Raw genomic sequence first — 17,176 nt, 5'->3', positions numbered from 1 at the left:
CGAAAATGCGGGCAGAGGAATAAAGCATTTTCAGGCGAAGTGGATACCGGTTCGCCGCGCTGGCGATCGTCCGGCCCCTGCCATTGCCAAATTGCGCCTTCCAGCGCAAGGTCGGCACGATTTCACCCGAGCGCAGCGAATATGAAGCCCCAGACCCCTCGCGCATCCCGCCTCGCCCCCGGCCTCTATGTCACGGCGACGCCCATCGGCAATGCTGCGGACATCAGTCTGCGCGGGCTCGAAGTGCTGCGCGAGGCCGATCTTGTTCTCTGCGAGGATACGCGGGTGACGGCGAAGCTCTTCGCCATTCACGGTATCTCGACGAAGATGGCGCCCTATCACGATCACAATGCCGCCGAGATGCGGCCGAAGATCCTGAACCGGCTCGCGGCGGGCGAGGCGATCGCACTTGTTTCGGATGCAGGTACGCCGCTCATCTCCGATCCCGGTTACAAGCTCGTGCGCGAGGCGGTGGAGGCCGGTCACATGGTGACCGCGCTGCCCGGCGCCTCCTCGGTGCTCGCCGCGCTCATGGTGTCCGGCCTTCCGACCGATCGCTTCCTTTTCGCGGGCTTCCTCTCCGCAAAGCGCGAGGCGCGGCGCAAGGAGCTTGCCGAGCTTGCGACGGTTCCGGCAACGCTCGTCTTTCTCGAAAGCGCGAACCGCCTCGCCGCCTCGCTTGCCGACATGGCGGAGGCGCTTGGCGAGCGCGAGGCTGCGGTTGCCCGCGAACTGACGAAGAAATTCGAGGAGGTGCGGCGCGGGCCGCTTGCCGAACTTGCGCGTCATTATGAGGAAGCGGGCGCGCCCAAGGGCGAGATCGTCATCGTCGTCGGCCCGCCAGCCGCCCGCGCGCCGCTCTGCGCGCATGAGATCGACGCCATGCTCGAAAACGCCCTTGCTCGCGCGAGCCTCAAGGATGCGGTGGCCGAAATCGTGGCGATGACGGGGCTTCCCCGCCGCGAGATCTATGCCCGCGCGCTCGCCCTTTCGCGGAACGGCGACTGATGCGGGGCCGTGCGGCGCGGGGCCGCGCCGCACATGAGGCGGGCTTGCGCGCGGAGGCGCTGGCCGCGCTCGTCCTTCGCCTCAAGGGCTATCGCATCCTCGCCCGGCGCATCAGGACCAGGGCCGGTGAAATCGATCTCATTGCCCGCCGTGGCCGGACGATCGCCTTCGTCGAGGTCAAGGCGCGCGCCGGTCTTGACGGCGCCGCCGAGGCGCTGCTGGCCCGCCAACGCGCCCGTCTCGTCCGTGCGGCCGAACTCTTCGTGGCTGGCCGCCCCGCCCTCTCCGGCCTCGACATGCGCTTCGACATGGTGCTGGTCGCGCCCCGTCGCTGGCCGCGCCATCTCGCCGATGCCTGGCGGCCCTGATCGATTCCGGCGACGGGCGGGGACATTCGGGCCCCGCGCCGCCATAATGTCGCCTCATGCGGATTGTCACCTCCGAACATGGATTCGTGTGACGAAAAGGGATGGAACCCATGCGCTATCTGCCGGAGCAGCTTTCCGCCTTCGCCGCCGGGCGGCGTTCGCTTGTAGGTGTGACGCTTCTCTCGGCGCTATGCGCCTCGGCCTGCGTGCCCCTCGTGATCGGCGCGGGCGCCACCGGCGGCGTGATGGCGGCTCAGGACAGGGGCCTCGAGCAGGGTGTCAACGACAATGAAATCGCCTTCGAGATCAATCGCAAGCTGGCGGAAAAGGATTCCAGGCTCTTCAGGCGCGTGTCCACGCAGGTTTCGCATGGCCGCGTCGTCCTGCTCGGCTTCGTCGAGAAGCCGGAGGATCGCGCCGCCGCCACCAAGGTCGCCTGGGGAGTTGGCGGCGTGAAACAGGTGATCGACGAATTGCAGGTCGGCCAGGGCCGCAGCTTCTCCGAAAGCACCGACGACACGCTCATCACGACCAAGCTCCGCGCCGCCATCACCGGCGACAACCGCATCGTCAGCATCAACTATTCGCTCGAGACGCTGCGCGGTACGGTCTATCTCATGGGCGTCGCACAGGATCAGGCGGAGCTCAATCGCGTCATCGCGCATGCGCGGGGAATCTCCGGCGTACGCAACGTCATTTCGAATGTTCAGGTAAAATCCTCCGCTGTCGCGCAATGAATCGCTAACGAATCCGGCCGCGATTTGATTGTTGGCCTTGCCGTCCCGCCGCCTCCCGCGCCATGATCCGGCATGGGCAAGGCGGAAGACGATATCGAGGCTGAACTGCGCGCGGCGGGCGAAGCGCCCGACGAAGACCTCGACCTCGCTTCGCTGGCACTCGCGCTTGCGCGTCTCGACAGACCCTCCGAACCTCTCGCGCCTTACCAGGATCATCTGGCGGAACTGGTGAATGCGGCGCGCGCGGCGCTCGGCAGCGCGGACCCCTCGCGTGCCGAGAATACCGCCATCGTCTCGGGCGCTCTCTCGGGCGTGCTCGCCGGCGAATTCGGCTATCGCGGCGACGAGATGAATTACGACGATCTCCGCAACGCCAATCTCATGTATGTGATCGACAGGCGCAGAGGCTTGCCGGTCACGCTCGGCATTCTCTATCTGCATGTCGGGCGCCTGCTCGGCCTCGATATTTGCGGGCTAAATTTCCCGGGCCATTTCGTGCTCAGGCTTCAGACCGGCGCGAGCGCGTCGATCATCGATCCCTTCAATCGCGGCGAAACGCTTTCTCCCGCCGATCTTCTTCGGCTGATCCGTGACATCGAGGGGCCGGGGGCGACGCTTTCGCCCGATGTCTATGCGTCCGTGACCTCGCGCGAAATTCTGCTGCGGCTCCAGAACAATATATTGAGCCGCGCCATCCGCCTCGGCGAACTCGATCATGCCCGCCTCGTCGTCACACGGATGATCTGGCTGGCGCCACGCCGCGCCGGCCTTCACTTCGAGCTGGGGCGCATCGAGGTCCATGCCGGACGCATGGCCGCCGCCGCCACCGCCTTCGAGATCTGCCGCAGCATGGCGTCGGACGATGGCGAGATGCGGATCGCCGGCATGGCCGAGGAGGCGCTGCGGCGCCTCAGGTCGAAGCTCAACTAGAGCGTTTCCAGCAGAAGAGGAAACCGCTTTTGCGGCTCGGAAGGGCGACGGCTCAGGATGTGCTAGAAGCCGTCCGGGCGCGGCATGGGCATGGATTGCATCGTCATGATGAAGGCGCGGATCGCCTCGCCCGTTCCGGTCAGAACCATTTCGACGCCGACGGTCGCCACGATGAGGCCCATGAGCCGCGTGATGACGGTCATGTTCGTCTGCCCGAGCGCGCGCACGATCTTGTGGGCCTGGCGGAACATCAGATAGGTCACGCCCGCGATCACCGCGAAGGCGCCGATCGAGACGAGCGTATAGGCAAAGCCCGGATGCGCCGAAAAGCTCACCGCCGTCGCGATCGTGCCCGGCCCTGCGATCATCGGCATGCCGAGCGGCGAGATGGCGACCGAAAGCCGGGCCTGCAGCACGTCGGGCGGCGGCGTGCCCTCTCCTTCCACCTGATGCGGAATATGCGCGGCCGAGGAGCGGCCCTGCAGCATCTGAAAGCCGATGATCGAGACGAGGATGCCGCCCGCGATCCGCAGCGCGGCGATGGTGACGCCGAAGGTCTCGAAGATGAGCTTGCCCGCGACGCTGAACAGGATGACCACGGTGAGCGCCGTCAGCACGCTGTTCTGGGCGATGAGCCGCTGGATGCGCTGATCCTCGCCGGATGTCAGCGCGATGAAGATCGGCGTGCTCGAAATCGGATTGGCAATGGCGAAATAGCCCGCAAGCGCGGTCAGGCCGAAAGTGACGAGATCGTTCATCCTGCGCGGTACTCCGGACATTCGCTGCCCGATGGTCGCCCGTCTCGCCTCATTGCGGGCCGCTTCCCATCTTGCAATGATCATATAGTAACGAAATACGCTAGAAGAACGCCATCGCCATCACCGCTATCAGAAGCCCGGAGCCTCCATGAGCCTCAAAGTCGCCATTCAGATGGACCCGATCCATACGATCAACATCAATGCGGATTCCACATTCGCGCTGGGTCTGGAGGCGCAGGCGCGGGGCCATGAGCTTTATTATTACGAGCCGCGCGAACTCTCCATGCGCGACGGGCGCGTCTATGCCCACGGCCGCTCGATGACGCTGCGCCGCGAGATCGGCAACCACTCGACGCTCGGCAGCCTCGAAAAGCTCGAACTCGAAAAATTCGACGTCGTGCTGATGCGTCAGGATCCGCCTTTCGACATGGGCTACATCACCGTGACCCATATGCTCGAGACGATCCATCCCCGCACGCTCGTGGTGAACGATCCGGCCGAGGTAAGGAACGCGCCGGAGAAGCTCTTCGCGATCCGCTTCGAGGGGCTCCTTCCGCCGACGCTCATCAGCCGCGACCCGCAGGAAATCCGCGCCTTCCGCCGCGAGTTCGGCGACATCATCGTGAAGCCACTGTTCGGCAATGGCGGCATGGGCGTCTTCCGCCTGCGCGAGGGCGACGAGAACCTGAACTCGCTGCTCGAAATGTTCGGCCAGATGAATCGCGAGCCCGTCATCGTGCAGCAATATCTCCCCGATGTGCGCAAGGGCGACAAGCGCATCATCCTGGTCGATGGAAAGCCCGTCGGCGCCGTCAATCGCGTGCCGGCGGCCGACGAGGCGCGCTCCAATCTCCATGTCGGCGGCATGGCGGAAAAGACCGTGCTGACGAAGCGCGAGCACGAGATCTGTGAGATCATCGGCCCCGATCTCAGGAAGCGCGGCCTCATCTTTGTCGGCATTGATGTCATTGGCGACTATCTGACCGAGATCAACGTCACCTCGCCAACCGGCATTCAGGAGATCGACCGCTTCGACCAGACCAACATAGCCGCCACCGTCTGGGACGCGATCGAGGCGCGGAGGTAGGAATGGGCACATCGGACAAGCGCACGCGCTATCGCGAGAACCTGCAAGGGGAAGTCGATGGCGCAAGCCTCTACCGGGCGCTTGCCGATGTCGAAACCGATCCGAAGCTCGCCGAGGTCTATCGTCGCCTCGCCGCTGTCGAGGAAAGCCACGCCAGATATTGGGAGAAGGAGCTTGCGCGGCTCGGCGCCCGCATTCCGGGGCTGAGGCCCGGCTTCAGGACCCGCGCGCTCGCCTTCCTCGCCCGGCGCTTCGGCCCGGCCTTCGTTCTGCCCGTCATCAACACGCTCGAACAGTCCGATAGCGACGGCTACGACAAGCAACCGGAGGCGGTGGCGGGTGGCCTGCCCCAGGCCGAGCGCAGCCATGCGCGTCTTCTCTCCGCCATCGCCAATCCGCGAACAGGTCTTGAAGGCGGCACGATCGCTCGGCTCGAAGGCCGCCATCGCGCCATGGGCGGCAACAGCCTTCGCGCTGCCGTGCTCGGCGCCAATGACGGCCTCGTCTCCAACCTCTCGCTCGTCATGGGCGTGGCGGGCGCCGAAGCCTCGAATGCCTCGATCCTGCTCACCGGCCTCGCGGGTCTCGTCGCGGGCGCCTGTTCCATGGCGATGGGCGAATGGCTCTCGGTCAATTCCTCCCGCGAGCTTTATCAGAAGCAGATCGCGACCGAGGCAATGGAGCTTGAGGAGGTGCCGGAGGAAGAGAAGGAGGAACTCGTCCTCATCTATCAGGCCAAGGGGCTTTCCGAGGCGGAAGCACGCGCTCTGGCGAACCAGCTCCTCTCCGACAAGTCGACGGCGCTCGACACGCTGGTGCGCGAAGAACTCGGCATCGATCCGAAGGAGCTTGGCGGCTCCGCCTGGGGCGCGGCGGGGGTTTCGTTCCTTCTCTTTTCCTTCGGCGCGATCTTTCCGGTCGCGCCCTATTTCCTTCTCGAAGGCGCTTCTGCGCTCCTTGCGAGCCTCGGGCTGAGCGGGCTGGCCCTTGCCGGGATCGGCGCGGGCACCTCGCTTTTCACCGGGCGCGGCGCCCTCTTCTCCGCCTTCAGGCAGCTCGCCATCGGCTTTGCCGCGGCGGGTGTGACCTATGGCATCGGCCATCTCGTCGGCGTTAGTCTCGCCGGATGAGTTCCCTTTTCGTTCTTGCGCGTGATTTCACCCTTGGCTAATGTCTTCCCATAAGCAGGGGGGCAGGCAGGGGCATGGTCGCGCATATCGAGACGGTGGCGTTTCTGGGTGTCGAGGCACGGCCGGTCGACGTTCAGGTTCAGATCGCGGGCGGCGTGCCCGCCTTTTCGATTGTCGGGCTCGCCGACAAGGCCGTGGGCGAGAGCCGCGAGCGTGTCCGCGCCGCCCTGTCCGCCATCGGCCTCGGCCTGCCGCCGAAGCGCATCACCGTCAATCTCGCCCCGGCCGATCTGCCCAAGGAGGGAAGCCATTACGACCTTCCCATCGCGCTCGGGCTCCTCGTCGCCATGGGCGTGCTTCCGGCGCAGGAACTCGAGCGCTATGTCGTCATCGGCGAATTGTCGCTCGATGGCGCGATCAATGCCGTGGCGGGCGCGCTTCCCGCCGCCATCGCCGCCAACGGGCGCGGCCGCGGCCTGATCTGCCCCGACGATTGCGGGCCCGAGGCCGCCTGGGCGGGCATGGGCGCCGACAATCCGGGCGGCGTGCTTGCGCCGCGCTCGATCATCCAGCTCGTCAATCATTTCAAGGGCACGCAGGTGCTGGCCGAGCCCCGGCCCATGAAGTCGGTGGAGGGCCGTGCCGTGCCCGATCTGCGCGACATCAAGGGACAGGAGAGCGCCAAGCGCGCGCTCGAGGTGGCGGCGGCAGGCGGCCACAACATGCTGATGGTCGGCCCGCCCGGCTCCGGCAAGTCCATGCTCGCCTCGCGCCTGCCCGGCATCCTGCCGCCGCTCTCGCCGCGCGAAATGCTCGAAGTGTCGATGATCGCCTCGATCGCGGGCGAACTCACCGCAACCGGCATGGGCCGGGCGCGGGCCTTCCGCGCGCCGCATCATTCGGCGTCCATGGCGGCCCTTGTCGGCGGCGGATTGCGGGCGAAGCCGGGCGAGGTTTCGCTCGCCCATCGCGGCGTGCTCTTTCTCGACGAATTGCCCGAGTTTCCACGCCAGGTGCTGGATTCGCTTCGCCAGCCGCTCGAGACGGGCGAGGCCGTGGTCGCCCGCGCCAATGCGCATGTGACCTATCCGGCGCGCTTCCAGCTCGTCGCGGCGATGAACCCCTGCCGCTGCGGGCATGCGGGCGATGCCTCGCGCGCCTGTCCGCGCGTGCCGCGCTGCGTCGCCGACTATCAGTCGAAACTTTCAGGACCGCTGCTCGACCGCATCGACATTCATGTCGAGGTGCCGCCCGTCTCGCCCGCCGATCTCGCGCTGCCGCCGCCGGCCGAGGGTTCGGCCGAAGTGGCGGCGCGCATCGCCGCCGCCCGCGAGGTTCAGGAGGCGCGCTATGCCGATGTCGCCACCGCCGGGGGGCCGAGCCTCAATGCCCATGTGGAAGGCGAATTGCTCGACAAGGTCGCTACCCCCGATGCGCCCGGCCTCGCGCTGCTGACGGAAGCAGCCGAGCGCATGCGTCTCACCGCGCGCGGCTATCACCGGGTGCTCCGCGTGGCCCGGACGCTCGCCGATCTCGACGGCGCGGAGCATGTCCGCCGCATCCATGTCGCCGAGGCGCTTGCCTATCGCGAGCCCGTCGCTGGCCGGCTCGGCGCGGCCGTCTGAACGTCACGGGCGGAGGGTGAAGGTCCCGTCCCTTACCTGAAACGGTAAGTTCAATGTGAAATACGTGGTATGATTCCGCCCGGAATTCCGTTCGTGGGCAATCCGGAGAGCCACGGGAAATGGGCATTCTCGCGCGGATACTCGCCGTCACGTTGCTTTGCGTTTCACTCGTTGCGTGCGCGCGGGCCGGCGAGGATACGGCTGAAGGGTTTTTCCTCGATATCGCGGATGGCCGGACGGCGGCGGCTGTCGCGCGTTTCTCGCCCACGCTGCATGAGAAGTTCAGCGAGGATGAGTTGCAATCCGTGGTCAGGCGCTGGTCGGGCGAGATGAGGTCCCATGGGGGCCTCGACCGGATGAGCCTCACCGGCGGTGTCGTGACCTACAGGCAACTCGCTCTTTATGACGTCGTGCTCACCTTCCGGGACGGGACGGCGAAGCGGGTGAAGACGTCCCTCATCCATGTGGATGGTAGCTGGTACATCAATACCGCCCTATGATGCGTATACGGCACAATCGGCCCTCGTCGTGATGGATTTGACGCGCCTTCATAGCGTCTTCGCTTGATTTTTCCCTCCGTGGACGTATCAATTCCCCCCTCTTCAACAAGGGTCTCGGGGGCCTCCATGCGGATCGGACGTATCGCACTCTGGTCGGGGGCTGCTGTCGCGGCTCTGGCCGCCATCGGCCTTCTGGCCGTCTTCCTTGTCTTTCCGCGCGTGTCGGCCGCGCCCGATCTGAAGATCGAGGCGACGCCCGAACTCGTCGCGCGGGGCGACTATCTCTTCAATCACGAGCTGGCCTGCACGGGCTGCCACACGCCCGAGATAGAGCCGCACCGCTATTCGCGGGTCTTCGACAAGGCCCGTATCGCCGCCGGCCGCCACATGGGCGGCGTGCCCGCCTTCCCAACCGAGGTCAACGCGCCGAACCTGACGCCGGCCGCGCTCGGCGACTGGACCGACGGCGAAATCTATCGCGCGATCGTTTCGGGCGTCGATCGCACGGGACGTCCGCTCTTCCCCGTCATGCCCTATCCCTTCTATCGCAGCCTCGACCCCGAGGATGTGAAGGCGGTCGTCGCCTATCTGCGCACGCTGCCGCCGGAGCCCGTGACGCTGGCGCCCGTCGAGCTGCCCATGCCTCTTCCGATCTTCATGCGCTTCGTGCCCGCCGATCCGGCGCCGCAAAGCCGGCCCGATCCGAAGGACGAGGTCGCCTATGGCAAGTATCTCGCTTTCGCGGCCTCCTGCTTCGAGTGCCATACGAAGCGCAATGAGCGCGGCGAGCCGGTCGGCACGCCCTTCGCGGGCGGCAACGAGTTTCCGATCCCCGGCGGCGGCGTCGCCCGCTCGGCGAACATCACGCCGGACGAGGAGACGGGCATTGGCGGCTGGTCGCGCGAAGCCTTCATCGCCCGCTTCCGGAACATGTCGCCGGACGCCGCGGAGAAGATCACGCCCGGCGCGCAGGACGTCGATACCGAAATGCCCTGGACCGCCTATTCGGGCATGAAGGACGAGGATCTCGGCGCCATCTACGCCTATCTGCGCACAGTGGCGCCGGCAGAGGGGAAGATCGCCACCTTCTCGCCCCCCGCGGAGGGAACGGCACAGTAGAAGCCCGCCAAGGCGCGAGGAGCGGTAACGCTTTGGAAAGCATGCCCGGCGCAACCTGATGCCTGAAAAAATCAGGCATCAGGGGCATGTTGCTTACCGTCGGACACCAGAGCCTGCTTGTCCTTCTGGGCACGGCGGGAGGGCTTGCGTTCAGCATCGGGGCCTGGCACCGCGCCTCGCGGCGCGCCCGCGCGCTTGCGGCCGAGGTCGGCACGGTCCAGGCCGAGATGGAGGCGCTGCGCGACGAGACATGGGCGCTTGCCGAGCGCGAGGAGCGCTATCGCGATCTCGTCCAGTCGCAGGGCGAAGTCGTGATGAGGCGCGACCTGCTCGGCCGCCTCACCTATGTGAACGACATTTTCTGCGAGACATTCGACCGGCAGCGCCCTGAAGTGATCGGCGCGGCCTTCGTGCCAGACCTGCCCGAAGGCGAGAAGCCGCGTCTTCTCGGATCATTCGCCGGGCTTGCGCTCCCGCCATATCGCATCCGCTTCGACCAGCGCGTGATGACCGCGCGCGGCCCGCGCTGGTTCGCCTGGGAAGAATTCGCGCTGCGCGACGAGGAAGGCAAGCTCAAGGAAATCCAGACGGTCGGACGCGACATCACCGATCGCAAGGAAACCGAGGAGCGTCTGGCGATCGCGCTCGACGAGGCGCAGGCCGCCAACCGCGCCAAGAGCCAGTTCCTCGCCGCCATGAGCCATGAGATCCGCACGCCCATGAACGGCGTGCTCGGAATGACCGATCTCCTGCTCGACACGAGGCTGACGCCTGCCCAGCGTTCCTATGCCGAGGCGGTGAAGCGCTCGGGCGAGGCGCTTCTCGCCGTCATCAACGATATTCTCGACTATTCCAAGATCGAGGCCGGCAAGGTTCAGATCGAGGAAGCGCCGTTCGATCTTCGCGCGATGATCGAAGGCGTGTGCGAGCTTCTGAGCCCGCGCGCCTTCGACAAGGCGCTCGAGATCGCCGCCGAGGTCGAGCCGCACATGCCCCTGCGGCTCATCGGCGACGAGACGCGCATCCGCCAGATCCTCATCAACCTCGCGGGCAATGCGATCAAGTTCACGAAGGAAGGCGGCGTGCTCATTCGCGCCCGGCTCGAAAGCCATTCCTACACGGACGATCTCGCGAACATCGTCATCGAGGTGGAGGATACCGGCATCGGCATGGAGGCCGACGAACTCGAAGTCATCTTCGAGGAATTCTCACAGAGCGATCAGAGCCATGCGCGCCGCTTCGAGGGCACCGGGCTCGGGCTTGCGATCAGCCGCCATCTCGTGACCGCGATGGGCGGCACGATCGATGTCGAAAGCGAGCCCGGCCGGGGCTCGGCCTTCCGCGTCCGGCTCGGCCTTGGTATCGCCGAGCCCGCCGCGCATCAGCGCGCGCCGCTCCGAGGCGTCCGCATCGTGATGCTCTGCGACCGGCCGGTTCTTGCCGCTTCGCTCGGCCGCGTGGCGAGCCTTGCGGGCGCCGGGGTGCGCCTTGCCGCGACGGGCGACGAGGTTGTCGCCATGCTTCGCGAGGAGTCCGCCGATATTCTCGTCTGCCCGGTCGACACGGCCGAGGGGCCGGGCGCCGACATCGTGGCGCGCGCGCGCGGCGAGGTGCCCGATCTTGCCGCCATCGTCCTTCTTCGCCCGCAGGACCGTGACCGCCTGCCCGCCCTGATCGGCCAGGAGGCGGCGCCCGCGATCTTTCCCGCCCTCTTCGACGGCTATCTCGTGCGCCCTGTGCGCGCCTCGTCGCTCATCGCGCGTATCGAGGCCCTTGCGGCGGGAGAAAGGCGTGCCATCGCTCGCATCGAGGCCATTGAACAGTATACGGAAGAAAAGGCGCAGGCCGATGCATCGCCCGCCGGCCCCTCTTCCGAATGGGGCATCGCCCTCAACATTCTCGTCGCCGAGGACAACGACATCAACGCGCTGCTCACGCGCACGCTTCTCGAGCGCGACGGTCACACGGTCCGCGTCGCGCGCAATGGCAGCGAGGTTCTCGACATGCTCGATAAGCCCGAGCCCGTCGACATCGTGCTCATGGACCTCCACATGCCGGGCATGGACGGTTTCGAGGCGACGCGCCTCATCCGCGCCCTTCCCGACAGCCGTTCGAGCCTGCCCATAATCGCGCTCACGGCCAATGCCATGGCGGATGATCGCCAGCTTTGCCTCTCCGCCGGCATGGACGACTATCTCTCCAAACCCGTCGTTCCCGATGCCCTCGCCCGCACGCTCGCCTACTGGTCGAACAGGCGCAGCCCGCTCGGCCACGCCGCCGTTTCCGGCGACGACGGGCTAAAATCCGGCGCGATCCCCTTTTGACTTCGCCGGAACGGGAAATGCTCTAGACTTCGCCGCGCGGGAATCCATGCGGGGAAGACATGTCGGCGGAAACGATGGAACGGACGAGCCTCGGGGCGCGCCTCGCCGCGGCTTGGGCGATCTACACTGAGAAGCGGCTCGTCATCATTCTGCTGCTCGGCTTCTCGTCCGGTCTTCCACTGGCGCTGACGGGTTCGACGCTATCGGGCTGGATGCGCGATGAGGGCGTCGATCTGAAGACGATCGGCCTCTTCTCTCTCGTGGGTCTTCCCTACGTTCTCAAATTCATCTGGGCGCCGGTCATCGATCATGTCCGCCTGCCGTTTCTCACCCGCAGGCTCGGCCGCCGACGCGGCTGGCTGGTGACGACGCAACTCGCGCTTGCCGTCTCGCTCGTGCTGATGGGTCTCGTCAATCCGGTCGCGACGCCCGTGCTGATGGCTTTCGCCGCGCTTCTCGTCGCCTTCTGCTCCGCGACGCAGGACATCGTCATCGACGCTTTTCGCGTTGAAAGCCTGCCGAAGGACGAGCAGGCGGCAGGCATGGCGAATTATGTCGCCGCCTATCGCATCGCCATGCTGGTTTCGACCGGCGGCGCCGTCAGCCTCGTCGCCTTTCTCCAGTCGCACGGCCTCATGCGCGAGATGGGCTGGTCGCTCGGCTATGCGGCGATGGCGGCGCTGATGGGCGTGGGCCTCATCGCGTCGCTTCTGGCAACCGAGCCCGACGCGGCCGATGCGCGAACGGAGCCCGTGGGGCTTCTTCGCCAGATCCGCCATGCGGTGATCGACCCCTTCGCGGATTTCGCGAAGAAGCGGCAATGGGCGACGATCCTCGCCTTCGTGGTCTTCTACAAGCTCGCCGATGCCTATGCCGGCCACATGCTCTTTCCGTTCGCCCTCGATATCGGCTTCGACAAGGCGACCTATGCGGGCATATCGAGCACGGTAGGCCTTGCCGCGGCGCTTGCCGGCGGCTTTGTCGGCGGCTGGCTCGTGAACGCGCTGGGTCAGACCCGCGCGCTCTGGATCGGCGGCATCATCCAGACCGTGTCAAATCTCGTTTTCTGCTGGCTGGCCTATATGGGGCCCGACCCCATGGCGCTCGGTATCGCCATCACGGTCGAGAATTTCACCGGCGCCATCGGCACGGTGGTCTTCGTGGGCTGGATTTCGAGCCTCTGCACGGCGCGCTCCTTCACCGCCACGCAGTTCGCGCTGCTGTCGGCGCTGGCGGCGGTCGGCCGGACTTTCATTTCGGCGTCGACGGGCTATGTTGCCGCCGCGATCGGCTGGGTGCCCTTCTTCATCTTCGCCACCGTGACGGGGATTCCGGGCCTCCTGCTTCTCTGGTGGCTCGGCCGCGCCAATGCCATCGAATCGGGCGAAGAGGCGACGGAAAGTGCCGGGACGGCATGAGGCCGTGGATTAATTATTGTTAATTCAACGCGCTGGCACTGTCACACGGATGCCGCAGGAATGCGCGAGTGTCGCGCATTCCTCCACTCGTCCTGTTCTTGGCTTCCGGGCGTGTTAATGAAAGGATGGCAAAAATGGCCAGCCACACGACGACGGCCAATATCGCGCCAGAACGGCTTCGCGCCGGGCTGACGGGCGCCATTGCCTCAAGTGCAGGCCTGGGGGATGGAGTGATTACGAGGTTCGAATCCATGACGTTGCCGCATGCGGATGCGACCGTCGCAGATCCGGAAGGCACGCGCGCGAAAGCGCCGGCCGGCGGCGCTCCGGCGAGCTTTGGCCGCAAGGGTACGCTGGAAGTGCGGCTTGCTCACACGGCGGGCGAGATCGATGCCGCGCAGGCGCTGCGCTACCGTGTCTTCTACGAGGAGATGTCCGCGAAACCCGACGACGAGGCGCGCCGGACGAAGCGCGACGTCGATCGTTTCGACAGCTTCTGCGACCATCTTCTCGTCTTCGACCATGCGCTTGCGAACGGCGCGGAGGGCGACGAGCTTCCGACCGAAGCCGTTGTCGGCTGCTATCGCCTGCTGCGTCAGGAGGTGGCCGAGCGTCATGGCGGCTTCTACACGGCGAGCGAATACGACATCGCGCCGCTTCTGGAGGGGCGCGGAAAGGGCCTGCGCTTTCTCGAGCTCGGGCGCTCCTGCGTGCTCGCGCCCTATCGCAACAAGCCGACCGTGGAGCTTCTCTGGCACGGCATCGCGCGCTATCTCGAAATCCACAATCTGGATGTCATGTTCGGTTGCGCGAGTTTCGAGGGCACCGACCCCGAGGCGCTGGCGCTGCCGCTTTCCTATCTCTACCACCATCATCTGACGCCGCCAGAATGGTATGTGCGGGCGCTGCCGGAGCGCTTCGCCGAGATGAATCTCATTCCGAAGGAAAAGATCAACCCGCGCGAGGCCTGGCGCGAGCTACCGCCCATGATCAAGGGCTATCTGCGCGCGGGCTGCTATATCGGCGACGGAGCGGTGGTGGACGAGCAGTTCGGCACGACCGACGTGCTGATCCTTTTCCCCGTTACCCAGATCGCGGAACGCTATCGCACGAAATTCGGCTCGACGAGCGCGGGCTGAGACCCGCGCCCGCCGGACGGAACGGCGTCGGCCTTATTTCACGACGGTGATCGTGATCTTCTTCGAGACGACCGGCGGATTGTGCGGGATGTGATTCGCATCGCCCATGATGAGCTGCAGCGTGTGCTTGCCGGGCGTGAGTTCGACAGTGGTTTCGGTCTGTCCGCCGCCGAAATGCTTGTGGTGTTCATCGGCGGGAAGCGGCTCGTCGAGCGCCTCGCCCGTCGGCACATCGGTGTCGATGAGAAGATGGTGATGGCCCGTATGCGGCTTGTCGACGCCCGCGGGCGCGACGCCGAGCCCCTTGAGCCCGAACACCACCGTGACGGGGCTCTTCACCTTGGCGCCGTCCTTGGGCGAGATGATGTAGGCCTCGGCGCCTTCCGGCCACTGTCCCGCCTTTTCCTCCGCCTGAAGAGCAGGGGCAGCGGCGAGGCCCGCCAGCATGAGCGCGGCGGCGAAAGTCGTGGATCTGATCGAGAGCATCGCATCCTCCCTTTTCATGAATGACGAATGGTCGTCCACAGACGGAGCGGAAGCAAGCTTCCGCCCGTCCCTGCGGCGCTGCATTGCGGAGGTGGCGGCCTCAGCGGTCGAGATTATAGGCCGCCAGCGCCGCCATGTTCACGAGGTCGGAAACGTTCGAGCCCATGGGCACGATCTGTACCGGATGCTTGAGCCCGACGAGCAGCGGGCCGATCAGCGTCGCATGGCCGAGCACCTTGAGCATCTTGGTCGAGATCGACGCCGAGTGGATCGCCGGCATGATGAGGACGTTCGCCGTGTCGGAAAGACGGCAGAAGGGATGAAGCGCCATGGCCTCGCGGCTCAGCGCAACATCGGCCGCCATCTCGCCCTCGAACTCGAAATCGACCTGCCGCGCCTCGAGGATTTCGACGGCCTCGCGCAGCCTTTCGGAGCGCTCCAGCATCGGATTGCCGAATGTGGAGGAAGCGAGCATGGCGACGCGCGGCTCATAGCCGAGACGGCGCGCGACCTCGGCCGTCTGCACGGCGATGTCCGCAAGCTCCTCTGCGGTCGGCATTTCATGCACGTTCGTGTCGGCGACGAGCACGGTCTGCCCGCGCGAGACGACGAGCGTCACGCCGATGACGCGGCGGCCTTCGATCGGATCGATGACGCGGCACACATCCTCGAGCGCGACCGCATAGTTGCGCGTGATGCCCGTCACCATCGCGTCGGCGTCGCCCGCCGCGACCATGCAGGCGGAGAAGACGTTGCGATCGTTGTTGACGAGGCGCACGCAGTCGCGCGCGAGGTAGCCCTTGCGCTGGAGCCGCTTGTAGAGCATCTCCGCATAGAAGGGATTACGGTCGGAAAGCCGCGCGTTGCGGATGTCGAGATCGGTGTTCGGATCGAGCCCGATATCGCTCAGCATCTGGCGGATCAGATCCTCGCGGCCGACCAGGATCGGATGGCCGAGCCCCGTATCGCGGAAGGTGATGGCGGCGCGGATGACGCGCTCTTCCTCGCCCTCGGCGAAGACGACGCGCTTGGGATCGCGCTTCACCTTGTCGACGATCACCTGCAGCATGCCCGCCGTCGGCGAAAGACGCGCCGAAAGCTGATTCTTGTAGGCGTCCATATCGACGATGGGATGACGCGCGACGCCTGAATCCATTGCCGCCTTGGCGACGGCCGGCGGAATCTCGCGGATGAGGCGCGGATCGAACGGAACCGGGATGATGTAGTTCGGACCGAAGCGCGGACGCTCGCCCTGATAGGCGACGGCGACTTCGTCGGGCACATCCTCGCGCGCGAGCTTCGCCAGCGCTTCGGCGCAGGCGATCTTCATCTCCTCGTTGATCGAGGTCGCGCGCACGTCGAGCGCGCCGCGGAAGATGTAGGGAAAGCCGAGCACATTGTTGACCTGGTTCGGATAGTCCGAACGCCCCGTCGCCACGATGGCGTCGTCGCGGATCTGCGCCACTTCTTCAGGCGTGATCTCGGGATCGGGATTGGCCATGGCGAAGATGATGGGCTTGTCGGCCATGGAACGGATCATCTTCGGCGTGAAGGCGCCCTTCGCCGAAAGGCCGAGCACGACGTCGGCGCCGTCCATCGCCTCTTCCAGCGTGCGCGCGTCGGTGGCGACGGCATGGGCCGACTTCCACTGGTTCATGCCTTCGGTGCGGCCCTTGTAGATGACGCCCTTGGTGTCGCAGAGAATGGCGTTCTCATGCGGCAGGCCCATCGCCTTGACAAGTTCGAGGCAGGCGATGCCCGCCGAGCCCGCGCCGTTGACCACGAGCTTGATCTTGGTGATGTCGCGGCCGGTGAGATAGAGCGCGTTGATGAGGCCGGCCGCCGTGATGATCGCGGTGCCATGCTGGTCGTCATGGAAAACCGGAATGTTCATCAGCTCGCGCAGGCGGCTTTCGATGATGAAGCAGTCGGGAGCCGAGACGTCCTCGAGATTGATGCCGCCGAAGGAGGGGCCGAGATAGCGCACCGCATTGACGAAGGCGTCCGCGTCCTTGGTGTCGATTTCGAGGTCGATCGCATCGACATCGGCGAAGCGCTTGAAGAGAACGGCCTTGCCTTCCATGACGGGCTTCGAGGCGAGCGCGCCGAGATCGCCGAGGCCGAGAATGGCGGTGCCGTTCGAGATCACGGCGATGAGATTGCCCTTGGCGGTGAAGTCATAGGCCGCGTCCGGGTTTTCGGCGATGGCGCGCACAGGCACCGCGACGCCGGGGCTGTAGGCCAGCGAGAGATCCCGCTGGGTGGCCATCGGTTTCGTCGGGGTGATTTCGAGTTTCCCGGGCTTGCCCTGGGAGTGGAAGAGGAGCGCTTCCTCGTCGGTGAACTGGCGGCGTTTCTTGCTCATGATGGCTTCGGACCCGGCGGGCGAGGCGCCCTGAAAATTATCCACAAAGCGGGGAGCCCGCTTTGTAGGCCCCCGGACCGCTAATAACAAGCCAAGTTGGTTGATTTTGGCCGAACGGATGGCGTTTATGGGCCCTCTTTCCGGACAGGAACGATCTGTTAGGCTGCGGCGCCATGTCCGAA

15 protein-coding genes are annotated in these 17,176 nt (G+C 65.7%); 12 read left to right on the top strand and 3 right to left on the bottom strand.

Annotated features, from left to right (window positions below; all coding sequences use genetic code 11):
- Positions 1 to 141 precede the first annotated feature (141 nt).
- The 4 genes from rsmI to PKA57_RS05560 all read left to right on the top strand — a co-directional run bounded on the left by rsmI (position 142) and on the right by PKA57_RS05560 (position 3,043).
- Positions 142 to 1,008, top strand: coding sequence for a 16S rRNA (cytidine(1402)-2'-O)-methyltransferase (gene rsmI / locus PKA57_RS05575; protein WP_324298351.1), 867 nt, complete (start codon positions 142 to 144; stop codon positions 1,006 to 1,008).
- Positions 1,008 to 1,376, top strand: coding sequence for a YraN family protein (locus tag PKA57_RS05570; protein WP_324298349.1), 369 nt, complete (start codon positions 1,008 to 1,010; stop codon positions 1,374 to 1,376). Before rsmI ends, PKA57_RS05570 begins: the two co-directional genes overlap by 1 nt.
- 110 nt (positions 1,377 to 1,486) lie before the next feature.
- The gene (locus PKA57_RS05565; RefSeq protein ID WP_324298347.1) at positions 1,487 to 2,113 is read left to right on the top strand and encodes a BON domain-containing protein; all 627 of its coding nucleotides are present in this window, start codon (positions 1,487 to 1,489) and stop codon (positions 2,111 to 2,113) included.
- Between the two features lie 72 nt (positions 2,114 to 2,185).
- Positions 2,186 to 3,043, top strand: coding sequence for a transglutaminase-like domain-containing protein (locus tag PKA57_RS05560; protein ID WP_324298345.1), 858 nt, complete (start codon positions 2,186 to 2,188; stop codon positions 3,041 to 3,043).
- Positions 3,044 to 3,105: 62 nt separating this feature from the next.
- Here PKA57_RS05560 and PKA57_RS05555 read toward each other — a convergent pair whose 3' ends face one another.
- Positions 3,106 to 3,801 (bottom strand): MarC family protein, encoded by a 696-nt coding sequence (locus tag PKA57_RS05555; protein WP_324298343.1) that lies wholly within the window; start codon positions 3,799 to 3,801, stop codon positions 3,106 to 3,108.
- Positions 3,802 to 3,949: 148 nt separating this feature from the next.
- Here PKA57_RS05555 and gshB point away from each other — a divergent pair, with 148 nt between their 5' ends.
- From gshB to PKA57_RS05515, 8 genes are all read left to right on the top strand, one after another.
- Positions 3,950 to 4,888, top strand: coding sequence for a glutathione synthase (gene gshB, locus PKA57_RS05550; RefSeq protein WP_324298341.1), 939 nt, complete (start codon positions 3,950 to 3,952; stop codon positions 4,886 to 4,888).
- Positions 4,889 to 4,890: 2 nt separating this feature from the next.
- The gene (locus PKA57_RS05545) at positions 4,891 to 6,018 is read left to right on the top strand and encodes a VIT1/CCC1 family protein (protein ID WP_324298339.1); all 1,128 of its coding nucleotides are present in this window, start codon (positions 4,891 to 4,893) and stop codon (positions 6,016 to 6,018) included.
- A gap of 74 nt (positions 6,019 to 6,092) precedes the next feature.
- Positions 6,093 to 7,643, top strand: a complete 1,551-nt coding sequence (locus PKA57_RS05540; RefSeq protein WP_324298337.1) for a YifB family Mg chelatase-like AAA ATPase — start codon at positions 6,093 to 6,095, stop codon at positions 7,641 to 7,643.
- A 119-nt stretch (positions 7,644 to 7,762) separates the two neighbouring features.
- Positions 7,763 to 8,143 (top strand): hypothetical protein, encoded by a 381-nt coding sequence (locus PKA57_RS05535; RefSeq protein ID WP_324298335.1) that lies wholly within the window; start codon positions 7,763 to 7,765, stop codon positions 8,141 to 8,143.
- A gap of 126 nt (positions 8,144 to 8,269) precedes the next feature.
- Positions 8,270 to 9,262, top strand: a complete 993-nt coding sequence (locus PKA57_RS05530) for a c-type cytochrome (protein WP_324298333.1) — start codon at positions 8,270 to 8,272, stop codon at positions 9,260 to 9,262.
- A gap of 86 nt (positions 9,263 to 9,348) precedes the next feature.
- On the top strand, positions 9,349 to 11,586 hold the full coding sequence (locus PKA57_RS05525) for a response regulator (RefSeq protein WP_324298330.1): 2,238 nt from the start codon (positions 9,349 to 9,351) through the stop codon (positions 11,584 to 11,586).
- A gap of 59 nt (positions 11,587 to 11,645) precedes the next feature.
- On the top strand, positions 11,646 to 13,004 hold the full coding sequence (locus PKA57_RS05520; protein WP_324298328.1) for an AmpG family muropeptide MFS transporter: 1,359 nt from the start codon (positions 11,646 to 11,648) through the stop codon (positions 13,002 to 13,004).
- Between the two features lie 251 nt (positions 13,005 to 13,255).
- Complete coding sequence (locus PKA57_RS05515; RefSeq protein WP_324298326.1) at positions 13,256 to 14,143, top strand: GNAT family N-acyltransferase; 888 nt, start codon at positions 13,256 to 13,258, stop codon at positions 14,141 to 14,143.
- Between the two features lie 33 nt (positions 14,144 to 14,176).
- Here PKA57_RS05515 and PKA57_RS05510 read toward each other — a convergent pair whose 3' ends face one another.
- A complete protein-coding gene (locus PKA57_RS05510; protein WP_324298361.1) occupies positions 14,177 to 14,620 on the bottom strand; it encodes a DUF4399 domain-containing protein in 444 nt (147 codons plus the stop codon).
- A 109-nt stretch (positions 14,621 to 14,729) separates the two neighbouring features.
- Entirely contained in the window at positions 14,730 to 16,994 is a 2,265-nt protein-coding gene (locus PKA57_RS05505) for an NADP-dependent malic enzyme (protein ID WP_324298325.1), read from the bottom strand.
- Between the last annotated feature and the right edge of the window lie 182 nt (positions 16,995 to 17,176).

This window comes from Parvibaculum sp. (assembly GCF_035325945.1).
Lineage (GTDB): Bacteria > Pseudomonadota > Alphaproteobacteria > Parvibaculales > Parvibaculaceae > Parvibaculum.
Note: the sequence above shows the minus strand (reverse complement) of the source record. Positions and strands in the feature narration are given on the sequence as shown.

What these genes read in the sequence shown, in the direction of transcription:
- rsmI (WP_324298351.1), top strand. Translation starts at nt 142, where the DNA reads ATGAAGCCCCAGACCCCTCGCGCATCCCGCCTCGCCCCCGGCCTCTAT.
- PKA57_RS05570 (WP_324298349.1), top strand. Translation starts at nt 1,008, where the DNA reads ATGCGGGGCCGTGCGGCGCGGGGCCGCGCCGCACATGAGGCGGGCTTG.
- PKA57_RS05565 (WP_324298347.1), top strand. Translation starts at nt 1,487, where the DNA reads ATGCGCTATCTGCCGGAGCAGCTTTCCGCCTTCGCCGCCGGGCGGCGT.
- PKA57_RS05560 (WP_324298345.1), top strand. Translation starts at nt 2,186, where the DNA reads ATGGGCAAGGCGGAAGACGATATCGAGGCTGAACTGCGCGCGGCGGGC.
- PKA57_RS05555 (WP_324298343.1), bottom strand. Translation starts at nt 3,801, where the DNA reads ATGAACGATCTCGTCACTTTCGGCCTGACCGCGCTTGCGGGCTATTTC.
- gshB (WP_324298341.1), top strand. Translation starts at nt 3,950, where the DNA reads ATGAGCCTCAAAGTCGCCATTCAGATGGACCCGATCCATACGATCAAC.
- PKA57_RS05545 (WP_324298339.1), top strand. Translation starts at nt 4,891, where the DNA reads ATGGGCACATCGGACAAGCGCACGCGCTATCGCGAGAACCTGCAAGGG.
- PKA57_RS05540 (WP_324298337.1), top strand. Translation starts at nt 6,093, where the DNA reads ATGGTCGCGCATATCGAGACGGTGGCGTTTCTGGGTGTCGAGGCACGG.
- PKA57_RS05535 (WP_324298335.1), top strand. Translation starts at nt 7,763, where the DNA reads ATGGGCATTCTCGCGCGGATACTCGCCGTCACGTTGCTTTGCGTTTCA.
- PKA57_RS05530 (WP_324298333.1), top strand. Translation starts at nt 8,270, where the DNA reads ATGCGGATCGGACGTATCGCACTCTGGTCGGGGGCTGCTGTCGCGGCT.
- PKA57_RS05525 (WP_324298330.1), top strand. Translation starts at nt 9,349, where the DNA reads ATGTTGCTTACCGTCGGACACCAGAGCCTGCTTGTCCTTCTGGGCACG.
- PKA57_RS05520 (WP_324298328.1), top strand. Translation starts at nt 11,646, where the DNA reads ATGTCGGCGGAAACGATGGAACGGACGAGCCTCGGGGCGCGCCTCGCC.
- PKA57_RS05515 (WP_324298326.1), top strand. Translation starts at nt 13,256, where the DNA reads ATGACGTTGCCGCATGCGGATGCGACCGTCGCAGATCCGGAAGGCACG.
- PKA57_RS05505 (WP_324298325.1), bottom strand. Translation starts at nt 16,994, where the DNA reads ATGAGCAAGAAACGCCGCCAGTTCACCGACGAGGAAGCGCTCCTCTTC.